At 36.3% G+C, this 18,410-nt stretch carries 15 protein-coding genes; 13 read left to right on the top strand and 2 right to left on the bottom strand.

Going from position 1 to position 18,410, the window contains the following annotated elements:
• Positions 1–162 precede the first annotated feature (162 nt).
• Both BN3107_RS17465 and larC read left to right on the top strand, forming a co-directional pair.
• Positions 163–1,509 carry an ABC transporter substrate-binding protein gene (locus BN3107_RS17465; protein ID WP_058308897.1) on the top strand — a complete coding sequence of 449 codons (1,347 nt, stop codon included), beginning with the start codon at positions 163–165 and terminating at the stop codon, positions 1,507–1,509.
• A gap of 135 nt (positions 1,510–1,644) precedes the next feature.
• Positions 1,645–2,418 carry a nickel pincer cofactor biosynthesis protein LarC gene (larC, locus tag BN3107_RS17460; RefSeq protein WP_058308896.1) on the top strand — a complete coding sequence of 258 codons (774 nt, stop codon included), beginning with the start codon at positions 1,645–1,647 and terminating at the stop codon, positions 2,416–2,418.
• Between the two features lie 611 nt (positions 2,419–3,029).
• Here the strand turns inward: larC and BN3107_RS17455 are convergent.
• Both BN3107_RS17455 and BN3107_RS17450 read right to left on the bottom strand, forming a co-directional pair.
• Positions 3,030–5,333: an AraC family transcriptional regulator gene (locus BN3107_RS17455; RefSeq protein WP_058308895.1), complete on the bottom strand. Its 2,304-nt coding sequence runs from the start codon at positions 5,331–5,333 to the stop codon at positions 3,030–3,032.
• Positions 5,334–5,379: 46 nt separating this feature from the next.
• Positions 5,380–6,036: a YesL family protein gene (locus BN3107_RS17450; RefSeq protein ID WP_058308894.1), complete on the bottom strand. Its 657-nt coding sequence runs from the start codon at positions 6,034–6,036 to the stop codon at positions 5,380–5,382.
• Positions 6,037–6,404: 368 nt separating this feature from the next.
• Between BN3107_RS17450 and BN3107_RS17445 the strand changes: the two genes are divergently transcribed.
• The 11 genes from BN3107_RS17445 to BN3107_RS17395 all read left to right on the top strand — a co-directional run bounded on the left by BN3107_RS17445 (position 6,405) and on the right by BN3107_RS17395 (position 18,406).
• Positions 6,405–7,961 (top strand): extracellular solute-binding protein, encoded by a 1,557-nt coding sequence (locus BN3107_RS17445; protein WP_392389065.1) that lies wholly within the window; start codon positions 6,405–6,407, stop codon positions 7,959–7,961.
• Between the two features lie 894 nt (positions 7,962–8,855).
• Positions 8,856–9,767, top strand: a complete 912-nt coding sequence (locus BN3107_RS17440; RefSeq protein ID WP_231735450.1) for an ABC transporter permease — start codon at positions 8,856–8,858, stop codon at positions 9,765–9,767.
• Positions 9,768–9,796: 29 nt separating this feature from the next.
• Positions 9,797–10,678: a carbohydrate ABC transporter permease gene (locus BN3107_RS17435; RefSeq protein WP_058308892.1), complete on the top strand. Its 882-nt coding sequence runs from the start codon at positions 9,797–9,799 to the stop codon at positions 10,676–10,678.
• 27 nt (positions 10,679–10,705) lie between these two features.
• Complete coding sequence (locus tag BN3107_RS17430) at positions 10,706–11,803, top strand: prenyltransferase/squalene oxidase repeat-containing protein (protein ID WP_058308891.1); 1,098 nt, start codon at positions 10,706–10,708, stop codon at positions 11,801–11,803.
• A gap of 38 nt (positions 11,804–11,841) precedes the next feature.
• Positions 11,842–13,050 (top strand): MFS transporter, encoded by a 1,209-nt coding sequence (locus BN3107_RS17425; protein WP_058308890.1) that lies wholly within the window; start codon positions 11,842–11,844, stop codon positions 13,048–13,050.
• 2 nt (positions 13,051–13,052) lie between these two features.
• Positions 13,053–13,373, top strand: coding sequence for a cupin domain-containing protein (locus BN3107_RS17420; protein ID WP_058308889.1), 321 nt, complete (start codon positions 13,053–13,055; stop codon positions 13,371–13,373).
• 27 nt (positions 13,374–13,400) lie between these two features.
• On the top strand, positions 13,401–14,969 hold the full coding sequence (locus tag BN3107_RS17415) for a glycoside hydrolase family 43 protein (RefSeq protein WP_058308888.1): 1,569 nt from the start codon (positions 13,401–13,403) through the stop codon (positions 14,967–14,969).
• Positions 14,970–14,976: 7 nt separating this feature from the next.
• Complete coding sequence (locus tag BN3107_RS17410) at positions 14,977–16,071, top strand: glycoside hydrolase family 88/105 protein (RefSeq protein WP_058308887.1); 1,095 nt, start codon at positions 14,977–14,979, stop codon at positions 16,069–16,071.
• Entirely contained in the window at positions 16,072–16,758 is a 687-nt protein-coding gene (locus BN3107_RS17405; protein ID WP_058308886.1) for a rhamnogalacturonan acetylesterase, read from the top strand. It begins immediately after the preceding gene.
• On the top strand, positions 16,755–17,399 hold the full coding sequence (locus tag BN3107_RS17400) for a bifunctional 2-keto-4-hydroxyglutarate aldolase/2-keto-3-deoxy-6-phosphogluconate aldolase (protein WP_058308885.1): 645 nt from the start codon (positions 16,755–16,757) through the stop codon (positions 17,397–17,399). Before BN3107_RS17405 ends, BN3107_RS17400 begins: the two co-directional genes overlap by 4 nt.
• The gene (locus BN3107_RS17395) at positions 17,396–18,406 is read left to right on the top strand and encodes a sugar kinase (protein ID WP_058308884.1); all 1,011 of its coding nucleotides are present in this window, start codon (positions 17,396–17,398) and stop codon (positions 18,404–18,406) included. Before BN3107_RS17400 ends, BN3107_RS17395 begins: the two co-directional genes overlap by 4 nt.
• Positions 18,407–18,410 lie beyond the last annotated feature (4 nt).

Raw genomic sequence — 18,410 nt, 5'->3', positions numbered from 1 at the left:
ATCTTATAGTTAACAACAACGTAAATGATAACGAAGTAACCATTTGTTGAAACTTAATCTTGTACGAACAGGTTAAAAAGCAAATAACTTCGTTTATTATTTCAAACTTGTTGAAAGCGGTTACCGTGTTTTTGAAATAATTATATTATAGGGGGTAAAAAAATGAAAAGAAAAAGTTTATTGGCTGTTTTGTTTGGTCTAGTTGCCATGTTCCTAATTGCATGTGGTGGTGGAGATGACAGTGGTGACGGTGCTAGCGGTGAAGCAGATGATGTATCAACAGTTGGCGATGATCTAGAAGATGCTACTGAAATAAGTTTGTGGACCTTTGCTGCACAACACGTTGATTTTTATATTGATGCAGCAGAAAGATGGAACGAAGAAAATTCAGACCGACCAATTCAGTTGACAGCTGAAACATATCCATTTGATCAAATGCACAATAACTTACTATTAGCATTACAATCTGGTGATGGTGCTCCAGACATTGCAGATATTGAAATTGCACGTTTTCCTAACTTTATGGAAGGTGAACCACAGTTAGAACCAATGAATGAATATGTAGAACCTGAGTTAGAAAACTTTGTCGAGTCTCGTTTTGATATTTATTCGAAAGATGGAAATTACTATGGAATGCCTACACACGTAGGTGCATCTGTAATGTATTATAATACAGAAATTATGGATGAAGCTGGAGTAGATATTGAATCTATTAAGACGTGGGATGACTTTATGGCAGCTGGTGAAGAAGTTGCAGCAAATACGGATGCGGTGATGTTTAACTCATTCCCAGGTGATTACTTACCATACTTCCAAATGGTTTCTCAGCAAGGTTCAGATTTTATTGATGAAAATGATAACATTACAATTAACAGAGAAGAAAATGTAGAAGCTTTACAGTTACTAAAAGACATGCAAGAAGCTGGTATCGCTGAAGTAGCACCAGGTAATGAACCACATGCGGAAGAGTATTATTCATACATGGGTGAAGGTGGAGCAGCAGCAATTGCAATGCCGATCTGGTATATGGGTAGATTCACAGACAGCATGCCAGACCTAGAGGGTAAAATGGTAGTACGTCCTTTGCCAGCATTTGAAGAAGGTGGAAACCGTTCAGCTGGTATGGGTGGTACAGGTACTGTTGTAACCAACCAATCGGAAAATACAGAATTAGCGAAAGAATTCTTAGCATATGCGAAGCTTTCAAAAGAATCAAATATTAAAATTTGGACAGTATTAGGATTTGACCCAGTTCGTCATGACGTATGGGATGATCCAGCTGTACTAGAAGATAATAAATACTTCCAATTCTTTGGTGATGATATTTTTGACACATTAACAGAAGTTCAAGATGAAATTAATGCAATCAATGTTTCACAATACACGCCAGACGTTGCGACGGAGCTTAACACCAATACGTTGAACAATGTTTTACGTGATGGGTCAATGTCTCCACAAGAAGCATTAGATGCAGCGCAAGAAGCAGTTGAATCACAAATAGTAGAATAATATACTATTTATTAGAAAAGCTATCGAATCAGATAGCTTTTCTTTTGTTTACTTAAATGGTAAGGAATAAATGATGAATATAAGTTATAATCAGATTATATGAAAAATTAAATTAGAATGACGGGGGACAAGTATATGAAAAGAATAATCTATCTTGATTGTTTTTCGGGTATTAGTGGGGATATGACCATTGCAGCATTACTTGATACAGGTATCTCTTTTGATTGGTTTGAATCAGAATTGGCTAAGCTTAATTTCTCTCAAGAGTATAAGCTTCAATTACATAAAAAAATCAAAAATGGAATCAATAGTAATAAATTTGATGTTATTGTTAATGAAGAATCAAATCATCATGATCACAGTCATACGCATGATCATCATCATGGTCACCATCATCATCACCACCGTACATATAAGGATATTGTAAAAATGATTGAGCAGAGTGAATTAAACGATTCGGTTAAAAAAATGTCGATAGATATGTTTACAGTGATAGGTGAGGCAGAAGCAAAGATTCATGGAATGGATTTAGAACATGTCCATTTTCATGAAGTAGGTGCGATTGATTCTATTATAGATATCGTAGGGGTAGCTATATTAATTGATCACCTTAAGGTGGATCAAATTATTGCGTCTCCAATTCCTGTAGGTTCAGGCCATATTCATATCGATCATGGTATTTACCCAGTACCTGCACCAGCTACCTTAGAAATATTAAAAGATGTACCACTTAAAAAAAGTACGATAACGGGAGAACTGACAACACCAACAGGAGCTGCAATTATTAAAACATTAGTTTCTGAATATAGCGAAATTCCGAATATGCAAGTTAAACATATCGGTTATGGAGCAGGTACGAAAACATTCCCTGATCATCCTAATGTGTTACGCGTATTAATTGGAGAATAAAAAGAAACTGGCCAAAAGGATTTTATGCGTATTAGGAAGATACTGCGCAATAACTGATGTGTTAACTTTGACAGTTATTATGAGCGTATCAACCGCTCCGGCTTGGCCACTTCGCTTTCCGAGGGGCATGCTCTTCAGCTAACTTTGAAAAGAAAAACACTTTTCAAAGTGGATCTTCAGATCATGCTAATCCCTCAGGAGTCGAAGTGGACGCCTACGCTACTTTGATATTCTACAACGCTAGTATGAGGTAGCATTATGATTTTTCTCTCATGTGATAAATTCTTTGATTGGAGTAACAGCTCAAAATACTATCTGTAACAATAGTTGTAGAACAAATATATTAGCGCAGGCCGCCCACTTTCACTCCTGTGGGATCGTTTTACCTGAAGATCCACTTTTTCAAGTGATTTTTGCTTGAAAAAGTTAGCTGAAGGTAAAACCCCACGGAAAGGGAAGTGGGCAGCCGGAGCGGGTATCTAGTAAATAATACATTTCAAAATTATCACCCCATTTGTTGCGCAGTATCCTGATTATGCGTAACAATATATATTTTATCGTGAATGTTTTACATTAGAAAAATAGTATTTATCAGCCTCTATGTTCATTTTTTATGCTTCCTTGGTTTTATATTGGGTTCTGTACTTCCCTGGTGTTATTCCTTCCATCTTTCTAAAGGAACGGATGAAATTTTGTGAGTTATTATATTTTAATTTTTCTGCTATTTCTTTTACGGACATATTGGTCGTGGTTAACCATTCTTTTGCCTTGTTTAAACGATAGCGTAACAAATAATCACTAAAAGAATACCCTGTCTCTTTTTGGAAAATACTACTCAGATAGTTAGGATTATAATGTAATTCTGCTGCAATTAAATCTAGAGAAATGTCTTTGTCATAATTATTGTGAATTATTCGGATCATCTTGTCAGAAATTTTCTTATTCTTAGAATCATCTCTAGCATCTACATTATCAATAAGCGGAAGGATAATCTGGTTACTAACCCAGTCATGTATCGCTTCAATAGATCTGAAACTTTGATAATATGTAATCATATCCGTAGATTGGAAACTCTCGACATTTGCTCCTAACAACTCTTTTAATTCGTATAATTCATATAAGAATCTTGATAATATAATTTCTAATTGCTGATGATGGATATCGTGACGATCTAAGTAATCAAAAAACTTAGTAAGTTCTATCAATGCCTGATCTTTATCACTTAATTTTATCGCATCGAAAATTTTGTTTTTAATAGCAGAAGGGTATGGAGCAACACTGGAATAACGTCGATTTAAATTTTCATAGAAAATAATAGACGATTCGCCCATCTTCAAGCGGTATTTTAACGCTTCTTTGCTTTCCCTGAATCCACTGTTAGCATCTTCTAAATCACCAAAACGTGTACTGATCCCAACACTAACAGATAAATGAAAGAGTTCTTTTACTTTTGTTTGTATGAGTTTCACTTTTTGGTTAATGGTATGTGTATAATCCGCTTCATTATCACATTCCGTAATAATTATGGTGGATTGTGTATCGTTTATCACTACTGGTGTAAATCGTTCGTTCGTTGGAATTAAGTCTTCTATTAAGTTATTAATCGCAAACAAAATAAGATCCTGATCATTGCTATTAAATCGATCTTGGTCAATCTCATCAATCTTTAATGAGAAAATAGTAATCCATGTCCAGCTTTGGCTAAAATGAAAAGATTTCAATTTAAGCGGTAATTCACTTTTAGTTACTTTTCCTTGAAGCAAGCGGATCATAAATAATTGTTTTAATTGGGTAACTTGGCTTTGCACACGTTTTTCTAACAAATGATTTTGATTCAATAATTTTTCGATATGTGTTTCAATCAAATCAAATTCATTTGTTGTTTCAGTAGGTGTGGTATGTTTTTCACCTGTTGAATAGATTACATCTTTGAGTTTTTTTACTGGTCGATACAATACCTTGCTGCCAATGAATGCGATGCATAATGAAATAATTAATAAAATAGATACGATCGACAATGTTAACCAGCCGATAGAACTTGAGCGCATATGTAAATCGCTTAATTTTACTAAAGATATATAGGTCCAATTATTATAATTTGAAGTTTGATAGGAAATCTTAAAATCTGTACCATTAATTTGATATTCAAATTGTCCTTCTAATTCTTCGCGATCAATTTCATTAAATAATGCATCTGGTATATAACCATCTTCACCCATATATTCCGTGTTACTATGAGCGATTGTTTGATTGTTCTCGTCAAGAATAATAAATGACTCACTCTCGTTACTTTGTGCCATAATTTCATTTAGTTCACAAATAGGGACAATAACAGAAATTAATCCCTCTGGCTTTGAGGATAAAATAGGTAGTTTTTTTACTAAGTTAATATAGTGTGAACAACTCTTCTTTGTTGCATTTGGTATAGGAATCTGATCTGCTTCCTCCATTAGCCAAGCGGATTTCTCCGGTATGCTTAAGTAATTAGTGTTTATTTGTTCATACGTATCCCCATCAAGATTTACAAGTCCATTGTTATTAATTAGCCATCTATTTTCGAAGCTTACTAATACAATATCTTCAATACCCGTCTCAATTGTTTGTAAATGAATAAGGTCCTTTCGTAGTTTGTGAAAATCACTGAAGGAACTGGCATTCATATCTTGATTAATAAATTCCCTCGTTTGTGCAGATCGTATGAAATAAGTTGTAGATAAATCAATATAACGGAGAACTTGTTCCACATTTGTTTGAATTTGATAAATATTTTGTTTCTTTTCATCATTCGAATAGTCAACAATAGCTTTGGATGATTGCCAATACGAAAGGCCACCCGTAATAATAACAGGAACCGTACTTAATATAATTAAAAAAGCAATAAGCTTAAAATAATGTTTTGTTGAAAATTTTTTCATAAGTATACTTCCTCATATCGATATATTTTGTGTAACTTGTATAGCGCTAGGAAGTTAAAATGGTTGTCTCTTCTATCTGTTCTTGTTGCTTCTTTAATAGCTGATTAAAACCAATATTTATAATAAACATGCTGACATAGGCACTAACACTAAAACTAAAAAACAGGGTAATACCAGGAATTTTTAGTGAAGTGTAATAAATGCCAGCTAAAACAGTTAGCGCGCAGATCGAGTAATGTAAATTAACTGCACCTATTGATACCGCATAACGAATATATTGCCAAAAACCGAGTTCATAATGGACAAATACCGGTGCAATATAAAGGATGAGTAAAACATAGAATACACTTGATAATATAAATATGCCAAAAAGTATCGGATATAAATCACTTTCACTCATCATTCCTGTATATTTTAAAAACACAGATAAAACGTACCCGATGACATAAAGAACGATACCAAATAAATTAGAACGAAAGAAGTTACGTTTGTATTCTTGAAAAAATGTTTTATGAACAGGGAAATCAACTTCTTTTAAAACCCACTTCCGAACAACTGCAAACATAGCAACCGTAGCAGGCATGATCCCAAACAAGATAAAACCAATTAAAGTAAAAATGATCCATAGTAAGTTTAACCATGCAAATCGAGTAATCCATACACTAATTCGGTAAAAACCGCCCCATATACCTGTAAATTCCATTAAACCCCACCTGCTTCTGTAAAATAAATGTTAATATATATAGAATAACTGTTTCTTGTACATCCGTAAATAGTGCAAATGAAGCGCTTTCACAAAAATAATCATCATGTTAGTTTGGAAAGTACAGATATCTCAAGGACTCTTAACCTTTTACATAATCAAAATAATCATTTTTGCAGATGATTATGAACTAGAATAAATAATGATTATTTTCAAAATAAATTAAAAAATTAGCGCTATATAGGTAAGCGTTTACAAGACGCTCTGATTAAGTGATTATATACAAAGAATTTCTAAATCCTTACTATTAATGGTGTACACGAGATTCAGTTGTACAAATCAAATAAAATTTTTGGAGGGTGGTTAATTTGAGGAATTGGAAAAAGTTAATGGGAATCATGTTTTTACTATTACTGCTAACATTAGTTGCATGTAATAGTGACAGCGCATCTGAGGATGATGGTGACAATACCACTTCAGAAGAAGATGCAACAAATGAGGAAACAAATGATGATGATTCAGAGGCAGAGGAAGCGGAAGAGCCATACGCATTCACGATTATGGCAAACTTACACACACCAGAAGTGCCTAATGAAAAAGTATTAGAAAAAATTGAAGAGGCAACAAACACAGACATTGAGATTCAATGGGTACCTGATAACAACTATGAAGATCGCCTGAATACAGCTTTTGCAACGAATTCATTGCCAGAGGCAGTCTTTCTTAAAAACCAGGCTACATTTATTCAATTCCGTGACGCAATGGAAGATGAACAATTTTGGGAAGTTGGACAATATTTAGATCAGTTCGAAAATCTATCAAAGCTTAAAAGTAATGTCCTTGATAATACACGAGTAAACGGAAATCTTTATACATTATATCAAGGTCGTCCATTATCAAGACAAGGTTTAATTTATCGTAAGGATTGGGCAGATAATCTAGGATTAGAAGCACCAACCACAACAGATGAATTCATGGAAATGGCTAGAGCCTTTACAGAAGATGATCCAGACGGAAATGGAGAAGATGATACATTTGGTGTAACAGACCGTAGTGATTTAATATACGGGGCATTTAAAACAGTTTCTTCATGGTTTGGTACTCCGAATAACTGGGGTGAAAAAGATGGCCAGCTCTTACCTGAGTTTATGTTTGATGAGTACAAAGAAACAATGAACTTCTTTAGAGAAATGCATGAAAACGGATACATCAATCAAGATTTCCCTGTAACGAGTAAACCTGATCAGCAAGAGTTCTTTAAAAATGGAACAGCTGGTATGTATGTAGGCTCCATGGGTGATGTAGGAAGTCTTAATAATGATGCAGTTGCTATTAATCCAGATGTAGAATTTGATGTCCACAATAATATCCAAGGACCAGACGGTGAATTTGGGATTTGGGCCATTCCTGGTTATGGAAGTTTAATGATGTTTCCGAAAAGTGCTGTAGAAACAGAAGAAGACCTGTTAAAAATCTTAGGATTCGTTGACCAACTAATGACACCAGAAGTGATGAACTATGCTTATTGGGGAATTGAAGGTGAGCATTACGAAGTTCAGGAAGACAGTGCACTACCAACAGATGACCAATCTTTATTTGATCGTGAGGTTAAACCATATCAAGCACTTGAAATTGGTGAGCCAGAGACAAACGGAAGATATGAAGGATTCTTCGACTATGAAGTAAAAGCAAAATCAGAAGAATTGTTTAAAGAAAATGAAAACTACCTAATCGAAGATCCAACTGTACCGTTATATTCTGAAACATATGTAAATGATGGTGCTATCTTACAAGAAGGCATTACAGATGCAACGTACCAATACATTTTAGGTCAAATTGATGAAGCAGGTTTCGATGCAGCTGTTGAGAAATGGAGAAACGAAGGTGGAGATGCAATTATTGAAGAATTCAATGCCTCAAACTAACTAAGTACAGAACGAATAGGGCTCTTAAAATATATATTTTAAGAGCCCAATCTATATCACGACAGAAAAGAAAGCATAAAAAAACTAAGATTATAAATTAAATTGATTTTTATAAAAGGGATACTACGTAATAACTTTTTGGTATTGTAGTAATTTTGAGAAAATAATACTGCGGAGCAATCGCTGCGGCTTGTCCGCTTCCCTTTCCACGGGTTTTTCTCCTCAGCTAACTTTGATAAGCCAAGATCGCTTACCAAAGTGGATCTTCGGATAAAAACATCCCGCAGGAGTGGAAGCGGACGCCTACGCTAATTTGATATTCTACAACGCTAGTATGAGGTAGCATTATGTTATTTCTATTATGTGGAAAGCTAGTTATAAAGATAATAGCTCAAAATGCTACTTGTCACAATAATTGTAGAAATATATTAGCGGAGGCCGCCCACTTTCACTCCTGTGGGAATCGTTTTTCCTGAAGATCCACTTTTCCATGCGGTTTTTGCTTGGAAAAGTTAGCTGAAGGAAAAACCCCACGGAAAGGGAAGTGGGAAGCCGGAGCGGATGTTAACCAGTTAGAAAAATTTCAAAATTACCTCGTCAATTACTGCACCGTTTCTTTATATTACGCAGGCTGTTTGCGATTGATTCTTAAGGATGTAGGTGGGAGATGATCATTATGTTATGTTAGTTGCTTATACAAACAATTACAAGCACGTAAATGTCCATATGACAGCGACTATGGCAACTCGTAAGATAATGATTATTTACGTTATATATCCTTTAACGTACGATTTGAATAAGCCAAGACAACTGAAAAGAAAATGAAGAGAAAGGATACTGCTTATGGAATCAACTACACTTACTGCAAAAGAAGAATCAAAACAAGTAAAAAGAATGAAACGATCCGAAACATGGAGAAAAGTGAAGCGTAACAAAATGATTTATTTAATGATTCTGCCTGGTTTAATTTACTTTTTAATTTACAAATATTTACCGATGTATGGTCTGATTATTTCATTTCAAGATTATAAACCATATAAAGGTATATCAGAAAGTGAATGGGTAGGATTTGAGCATTTCACAAGGTTATTTACAAGTTCTGAATTTTGGATGATTTTTAAAAACACTTTAGTATTATTTGGTCTTCAAGTATTTATCTTTTTTCCAATACCAATCATTATTTCCTTAATGTTAAATGAAGTTCGCCATAGCTTTTTTAAGAGGGGTGTACAGACGCTTATTTATATACCACATTTTATGTCATGGGTAGTTATTGTGTCGATCTCTTATGTAATGCTGACACTTGATGGTGGAATTGTAAACGCTATCGTAGATTCGTTAGGTTTTGAAAAAATCAACTTTTTACTAAACGATACTTGGTTCCGGCCAATGTATATTTTACAGGTAATATGGCGGGAAGCTGGTTGGGGTACGATTATTTTCTTAGCAGCGATAACTGCGGTCGATCCTCAATTATATGAAGCAGCACGTATGGATGGGGCAAATCGGTTCAGACAAATGTGGCATATTACAATACCAGCTATCCGAAACGTGATTATCGTCTTGTTAATTCTGAAAATTGGTGACGTTCTAGAATTAGGGTTTGAGCATGTCTATTTATTACTAAATGCTTCTAACCGTAATGTGGCAGAAATTTTTGACACCTATGTTTATGTGGCCGGTTTGCAACAAGGTCAATTTAGTTATAGTACTGCAGTCGGTTTCTTTAAAGGTATAGTCGGTTTAATGATGGTTGTTTTTGCGAACTGGCTAGCGAAGAGATTTAATGAGGAAGGCATTTACTAACAAACACAACAATAAGTGAGGTGTATACCATGGCAAAACAACAAAGAATCTCTGCAGGGAGTAGAACATTTGATTTCTTTAACTATTTTTTATTGGCACTATTAGCCTTGATAACGATCTTACCATTTATTCATGTAGTTGGTAGTTCATTTGCTACAAGTGCAGAAGTTGCCAACACTAAATTTTTATTATTTCCAACAGAATTTTCATTAAAGGCTTACGAGTATATTTTTTCAACAGATACTATATTTAGAGCTTTAGGCGTATCGGTAATAATAACGGTAGGTGGAACGTTATGGAGCATGTTCTTTTCTACTTTAACCGCATACGGATTATCAAGAAGAGATCTTGTTGGACGACGTGCGATCAACTTTATGATTGTTTTCACATTATTATTCAATGGTGGAATGATTCCAACTTTCTTGGTAGTTCAACAAACAGGTTTATTAAATACATTATGGGCACTTGTCATACCTGTTACGATTAATGCGTTTAATATGATTATATTACGAAGTTTCTTTATGAATTTACCAGCAGGTTTAGAAGAATCAGCAAAGATAGATGGTGCTAATGATTTCAGTATATTATTTCGAATCGTTATTCCAATTTCATTACCAGCGATTGCAACCATCTCTTTATTTTATGCAGTAACCTATTGGAACACCTATATGCATGCGATTTTATACTTAGCGGATGCAGATAAATGGCCCGTACAGGTGTTGCTAAGACAAATTGTGGTGTTGGCGAGTGGAATGAACTATGACGCTGAGGCTTATTCGGATGTACCGCCTCCAGAAGTAACGGTGAAAATGGCGACAATTGTAGTAGCGACTGTACCTGTACTACTTGTATATCCATTTTTACAAAAATACTTTGCGAAAGGTGCATTGTTAGGATCTGTCAAAGGTTAATGGTGTCAAGGAGAGGAAGTATCAACAATGAATTGGCGAGAACAGCAGCAATTGAAACTAGATGGTATGTTTGATGGATTATTCTATTGGCTGCAAAAGCAGTTTGATCCTGTCACAGGTGGTTTTTATTATGCAAGGAGTTCGGTAAGTGATGGCCGATTTACACCCGATATAGAATCGACAGCACAGGCGCTCAATATTTTATTGAGGTATAACCTTTTGAAAGGGATGCCTTTCGCAACTAAAAGTAAGGTTATTCAGTACTTCCAGTCGAAACAGGAGGAGCATACCGGTTATTTTTATGATAATAATCCACAAATGCCAAAAGACGAAGTAATGGTCCACCGGGCATTGAATTATGCCTATCATTCTTTGAAAAGACTTGGAGCTGAACCGTTATATAAGATGCCAGTAGAGGTAAGGAAAGCACCCGCCTATACGAAATCATTAGCGGCTTACCAGAAGAAATGGGAAAGCATTGATTTACGAAACAGTTGGCGTGGTTGTGATCTATTAGCTTCTTCCACCGTTTACATCGCTCAAATGGAGGAAAACGATCGAAAAAAATATGTGCAGGCAATGGCGAAGTTCCTAGCAGAAATACAAGATCCCAAAACAGGTTTATGGGGAAATGGTTCGTTATATGTAAAAATTTCCGGCACTTTTAAATTGCACACCTTTTACCGGAAATATAAGATACCGATGCCAAACCAGGAAAAGATTTATCAAAGTATCTTAGCATGTTTGCGAACCGAAGATGCAGTAGATATGTGCTATATTCGTAATCCGATTGATTTATTATCGTATCTTCAAAAAGAGATTACTGAGCAGGAATTAGAAGAGATTACAAGAATTACAATTAAAAATATGGAACGATTAAAAAGAAAGGATGGGGCATTTTCCAGGGAATTAAAACACTCTCCCAAAGCACCAAATGTCGCACAAGTAAAAGCGGATGATTATTATCCGAATATGCCTGAGCCTGTTGAAATAGGATTAGGTCTTTATGAAGGTGATATGAATGCAACGACTCAAGCTACATTAATTCGTCAACAGTTACATCATTTATGGGGTAAAACTCCAGATCAATTAATAAGTAATGAACTATTTTGGGAATTATGGTGAGTGCGATTTAAAAAAGCTGACAGAAAGAAGTGTAACGCTTGATTCAACAGATCAAACAGAAGCCAGAAAAAAGACTATCAGCACATGCTGTCAATATTCTAATTAATCATGCTATTTTTCAATTCGGTAGTTCATTATCGATTATATTTGTGAACTTATATTTGTGGCGCTTGACGAATAGTTTATGGGTAAATGGCTTGTATAACTTAATTGCGATTTTAATTCAAGCAGTGACCACTTTTTCGATTGGGAAAATGTCTAAGAAAAAAGGCAGAACGACGATTTACCGCTATGGCATTATGATGACAGCGCTGTTTTATTTACTTATTGTTATGGTGCAAGAAGAGATTGTTACGTATTTTTATTTGTTCGCATTACTTCGTGGTATTGCTCAGGGCTTATATTGGGTTGCTTATTTTACGATCGTCCATGAAGTGTCATCTAATGAAAATAGGCATCGTTATTTAGGTTGGAATCAGATGGTAATGGGATCGACGAATCTAATCGCCCCAGCATTAGCTGGATTTATGATCGGTCTTTTTAATGGATTGGCAGGGTATTTACTCGTTTTTTCGATAGCCTTCTTGATGTTTTTTGTGGCAACTCTTAGAAGCTTTCGAATTAAAAAGGAATCGATTCGCCATCGGAATTATTATATGAAGTATCTGGGACAAATTGTGGAACGAAATAAAGCATTTCGGAATGCATTGTTTGGCTGGTTTATTATAGGCTTTCCGCAAGGGATTCTCATGTATATACCAGCGATTTTAATATATAGTATTTTTGAAAATGAAAGTATTGTCGGTTATTTAAATGCTTTGTTTTTAGCGGTATCAATACTCGCAAGCTTTATTATTTCTCGTTTTGCCAATATTCAACAAACGAAGAAATATCTATGGATAGCAGCTACCGGTTTTTTTGCATCTGGATTATTTTTAACATGGGAGATTGCGATTGTCACAGTCATTCTTTTTATGGTAACTCAGAATATATTTAAACCGTTACAGGCAAATGCATATGCAGCCTATTATTTCGAGTGGTTAGATCGGATTCCCTTAGGAAATGAATTCCGTGTAGAGTCAGTCGTGTTGCGTGAAACGATCATTAACATCGGAAGAGGATTAGGAATTATTGTATTTATGATTTTTTCAAATGAAATTGATACAAATACAGTAGTGTATGTGATTGTACTAGCGATGTCGATTCAATTTATTTTACCGGTCATTACTAAATTGAAGGAGGAATAATAATGGCAATTAATCAGTGGGAACAGGCAGAACCAGGAGTGAAAAGAAAGATCCATACACCTGGAAAGCAAGTAATGATGATGGAAGTAGTATTTGAAAAAGGGGCAAAGGGGTCAGCCCATAGTCATCCACACGAACAATTGACGTATTGCTTAGCAGGTAAGCTTGCTTTTCATATCGATGGAAAAGAAATCGTGATCGAAAAAGGGGATTCACTTCATATCCCCTCCAATGCTGAACATGGAGTGACGGCTTTAGAAGATAGTGAGTTACTCGACGTGTTTACACCATTACGAGAGGATTTACTAAGTAACGATCAGTGAATGAAATCTCTTTAGGTAGGTGAGTGCATGAAAACATTTAAAAATCCAATTATACCAGGTTTTTATCCTGACCCCTCTATTTGTAGAGTTGGCGAGGATTATTATTTGGTAACCTCAAGTTTCGAATATTTCCCAGGTGTACCTATTTTTCATAGTAAGGACCTTGTTCACTGGCGGCAGATTGGTCATGTCCTGGATCGCCCGGAGCAGCTGAATTTAGATCAAACACCAAATTCGCGGGGAATTTATGCTCCAACCATCCGTTACCATAACGGTATCTTTTATATGATTACTACGTTTGTTGTCAGTAAGAAAGGTGCAAGACGAAACTTTTATGTAACCGCAGAAGATCCAGCAGGTACGTGGTCAGACCCAATATGGCTGGAAGGTGCTCCAGGGATTGATCCGTCGCTCTTTTTTGATGACGATGGAAAAGTTTATTATACCGGTAATCGTAAACCACCCGAAGGTCAGCGCTATCTAAAGCATAATGAGATTTGGTTACAGGAACTTGATTTAGAGAAAAAGCAATTAGTTGGACCAACGTATAGTTTATGGGATGGTGCTTTGAAAAATGCCCATGCCCAAGAAGCGCCACATCTATATAAAATAAATGGCTGGTATTATTTAATGATTGCTGAAGGTGGCACAGGGCATACACATGCAGTCACGATCGCACGAAGTCGAAATGTTACAGGCCCGTATGAAATGACAGAGAACAATCCAATCTTAACACATCGGCATTTAGGGAAAAATCACCCGATCGTAAACGTCGGTCATGCCGATATTGTCGAGACACAAAATGGAGATTGGTGGATGGTCTGCCTTGCTTCAAGACCATATGGGGGATATTACCGGAATCTCGGTCGTGAAACCTTTCTTGTTCCGTTCGTCTGGGAAGATGGCTGGCCGATTGTTAACAAAGGAAAAGGGATGATTGAGTCGAGAACAGAAATTCCGAACTTGCAAGAACATAAATGGCCGGATACTTCTTATGTCGACTCATTTGAATCAGCACAGCTGGATTACAGATGGAATTTTTTGCGAACGCCTAGAGGAGATTTCTGGTCACTTACGGAACGTCCAGGTTATGTACGATTAAAGGCTAAAAAAGAAACAATTATGGAAGAAGAAAATCCTGCCTATATCGGAAGAAGACAACAGCATATTAATTTTTTCGCACAGACCGTAATGGAATTTCAGCCAAAGACCGTAAATGAAACAGCAGGAATCGTTTTATTGCAAAACCAGGACTTTCAATTTCGTGTAGAAGTGTTATTGGAAGATCAGCAGCCAATGATTCGATTAATAAGAAGAGAAGCTGGAGTGGAACAAGTTATAGAAAAACAACCAATAGAAGCTAAGAAAATATATATGAAAGTAGAAGTAATTGGTCAAGATTATCGTTTTTATTACACAACTGAACCTTTTGTCTGGAAGAAGCTCGCTCATAATGTCGATGGGAGAATTTTAAGTACAGATGTTGCAGGTGGATTTGTTGGAGCATATATCGGCATGTATTGTTCTGGCAATGGAAAAGAAAGTGAGAATTACGCTGATTTTGATTGGTTTGAATATCATGGAATAGAGGAGTGAGAGACGGATGACGGTACAACAATTAACAGCATTAGATTGGGCTAAAGCAGCATGTGATACATTAATGAATCAGTACCAGCCAGTTAAATTACCGCCGGCAGACCGTTGGCATTATCATCAGGGTGTTTTTCTTTGTGGAATGCAGGATGTCTATACGTACACAGGTGAAGAAAAGTATTTTGATTATTATAAGGAATATGTAGATCGTTTGGTAGATGAGCAAGGTAACTTTTATTTTGCCAGAAGTGAATTGGATGCGATTCAACCAGGACTGCTACTATTACCTTTATACGAAAAAACGAAGGAAAAACGTTATAAAATTGCAGCTTCGAAACTAAGACATTTACTAAAGACCTTAAATAAAACAAAAGAAGGCGGTTTCTGGCATAAGGACAAATATCCTTATCAAATGTGGCTTGATGGTTTATATATGGCAGGTCCATTCGCTATCCAATATGGACAAATGTTTGATGAGCCTGAATTAATCGAACTTGTAATGGAACAAGAACGGTTAATGCGTACGTATACTAAGAAGAAAAATGGTCTCTATTATCATGGTTATGATGAAAGTAAACAAACACCATGGTCGACAGTAAAAGGTCATGCGCCAGAAATATGGGGAAGAGCCCTAGGCTGGTATAGCATGGTGACAACGAATTTTATCGAAATGTTACCAGTTGATCATCCAAAGCGGGAGGAATTAAAACAGGTGGTAAAAGAGTTACTCGATGCCATCATTACATTCCAGGATGAACATACAGGTTTGTGGTATCAAGTTGTGGATAAAGCAAGTGAACCGGACAATTATTTAGAAAGCTCCTGTTCTTGTTTGTTCACCTATGCAATAGCTAAGGCAGTGAATATGGGTTACATTGACAAAACGTATTGGAAAGCTGCCGAAAAGGCATACCAAGGATTAATAGAGCATAAGGTGGAAGTGGATCAGCAGGGACGGTTCCAGTTAAAAGACATTTGTATTGGCACATCTATCGGTACCTATGATTATTACGTGCAACGCGAAACAAGTACGAACGATTTACATGGAGTCGGTGCATTTGTATTAGCGAGTATTCAAATGCAAATCGGAAATGAGGATCGGTAAATGCAATTATTATTAGCTGGTGACTCGACAATGGAAACGGTTGAAGAATCAAAATATCCTAGAATGGGATGGGGGCAAGTATTGAGTCAATATTTCACCAATGATATCCAGGTGAAAAATCATGCAGCCTCTGGTCGAAGCACAAAATCATTTATAAGTGAAGGTAGATGGGATAGGTTGGAGCAAGATTTCAAAAAGGGTGATTATGTGCTGATTCAATTTGGCCACAATGATCAAAAGCAAGATCGAGAACGGGCCACAGCACCTTTTACAAGCTATCAGGATAATCTTCGTTTTTTCATCAGTCGAGCGCATAGTTTTGGAATGACGCCTATTCTTTTAACGCCCATAGCCAGAAGACATTTTGATAAAGAAGGGCACCTATTAGAAACGCATGGGGTCTATCCACAAGCTGATCGGGAACTTGCAAAAGAAGAAAATATCATATGCATTGATATGTTGGCTCGAACAAGGAAAGTATTACAACAAGCAGGTGATGATCATTCGAAAAAGTGGTTTATGAGGTTAGAGCCTGGTGAGTATACAGCATACCCTGATGGAGAAAAAGACGATACCCATTTAAGCGAAAAAGGAGCACATCAGCATTGTCACCTTTTTGTTCGTGAATTAGTACGTCTGGATCATCCACTTGCAGCATTCGCAATCGGAAATGAGGTGAGCCCATGAAAAAATTAAATGTTTTAAGTAATCTTAAAGCACAAAGAATCGTAGCAGTGATCCGGACAGATACAGTGGACCAAGCAATAAAGGCAGCAGATGCCTGTATCTCAGGTGGTATAAAAATAATAGAATTAACCTATTCCATCCCGAAAGTTGAGACGGCAGTGGAGAGCCTGCAGCAAAACTATCAAGATGATCCGCAAGTGTCGATTGGCGTAGGAACGGTGCTGGATCCATATACAGCGAGACAAGCAATTTTTGCAGGGGCGACTTTTATCGTTGGGCCATCTTTTGATAAGGAAACAGCTAAACTTTGTAATTTGTATCAAATTCCTTATATGCCCGGATGTCTAACGGTGACAGAAGTGAAGGAGGCAATGGAAGCAGGAGCAGATATCGTAAAAATATTTCCGGGAAGTAATCTAGCTCCAGCATTCTTAAAGGCGCTTCACGCACCACTTCCACAAGCAAATATGATGCCTACTGGAGGGGTGGATCTCGAAAATGTCCAAGAATGGTTGAATCATGGAGCTTTTGCAGTAGGAATTGGTGGCAATTTAATAGCTCCAGCTAAAGATGGAGATTATCAAAAAATTATCGAGTTAGCGAAAGAGTACGTCAGAAAAGCAAAAGAGGTTACGCCATGAAGGTGTTAACATTTGGCGAAATGCTACTCCGGTTATCATCAGATCCGACTGTGAAATTACCGCAAACCAATCAGTTATTCTTTTATTATGGTGGTGCTGAAGCAAATGTTGCCGTTTCTTTAGCTCATTTAGGAATACCAACAGAGTATCTGACGAAGGTTCCTGATAACAATATTGGAGAGGGCTGTAAACAATACTTATTAGCAAATCAGGTTTCAATAAATCATCTATTGTTTGGTGGCGCTCGACTTGGTCTATATTTTGTAGAATCAGGAATTGCAAATCGGGCAAGTAACGTCACGTATGACCGAAAATATTCAAGCTTTTCTAAAGTGAAAGTAGAAGAGTTTAACTGGGATACAATTTTAGCAGATGTCGACCTTTTTCATACAACAGGTATTACATTAGCATTATCGCAGGAATTACGTGATATTACGTTACATGCGATGCAAGCTGCAAAAGAAAAAGGTATAAAAGTTAGTTTCGATTTTAATTATCGTGCTAAGCTCTGGTCACAGATAGAGGCGAAAAATGCATTTGAGCAGGTTTTAGACTATGTCGATATAGCATTTTGTAATCATATGGATGCGATCTATTTATTAGGTATCACACAAGCGGAAGCAGGTTGGGAAGAAGAACAGCAATTAAACTATTATTATCAAAATATCCAAAAGAAATATCCATCTATTCGTTATCTTGCATCCACTACAAGAAAAGTAATTTCTTCTTCCAAACATTTATTACAAGGGAATCTATTTGCTAATGGCAGGTTATATCGAAGTTCAGAATATGCGATCGAGCCAGTTGTTGATCGAATTGGTGGGGGGGATGCCTATGCAGCAGGGATCATCTTTAGCTACTTAAATCAATGGCAGGAAAACAAAATGGTCTCCTTTGCAATTGCAAATGCTGTCTTAAAACATAGCATTAAAGGAGATGGTAATGTGTTCAAAGCAGAAGAAGTGGCGCAATTTATGGAAACTGTAAATCAAGAGATTAGTAGATAATCTT

This window comes from Gracilibacillus massiliensis (assembly GCF_001458115.1).
Lineage (GTDB): Bacteria > Bacillota > Bacilli > Bacillales > Amphibacillaceae > Gracilibacillus > Gracilibacillus massiliensis.
This window is presented reverse-complemented; position numbering and strand designations above follow the sequence as displayed.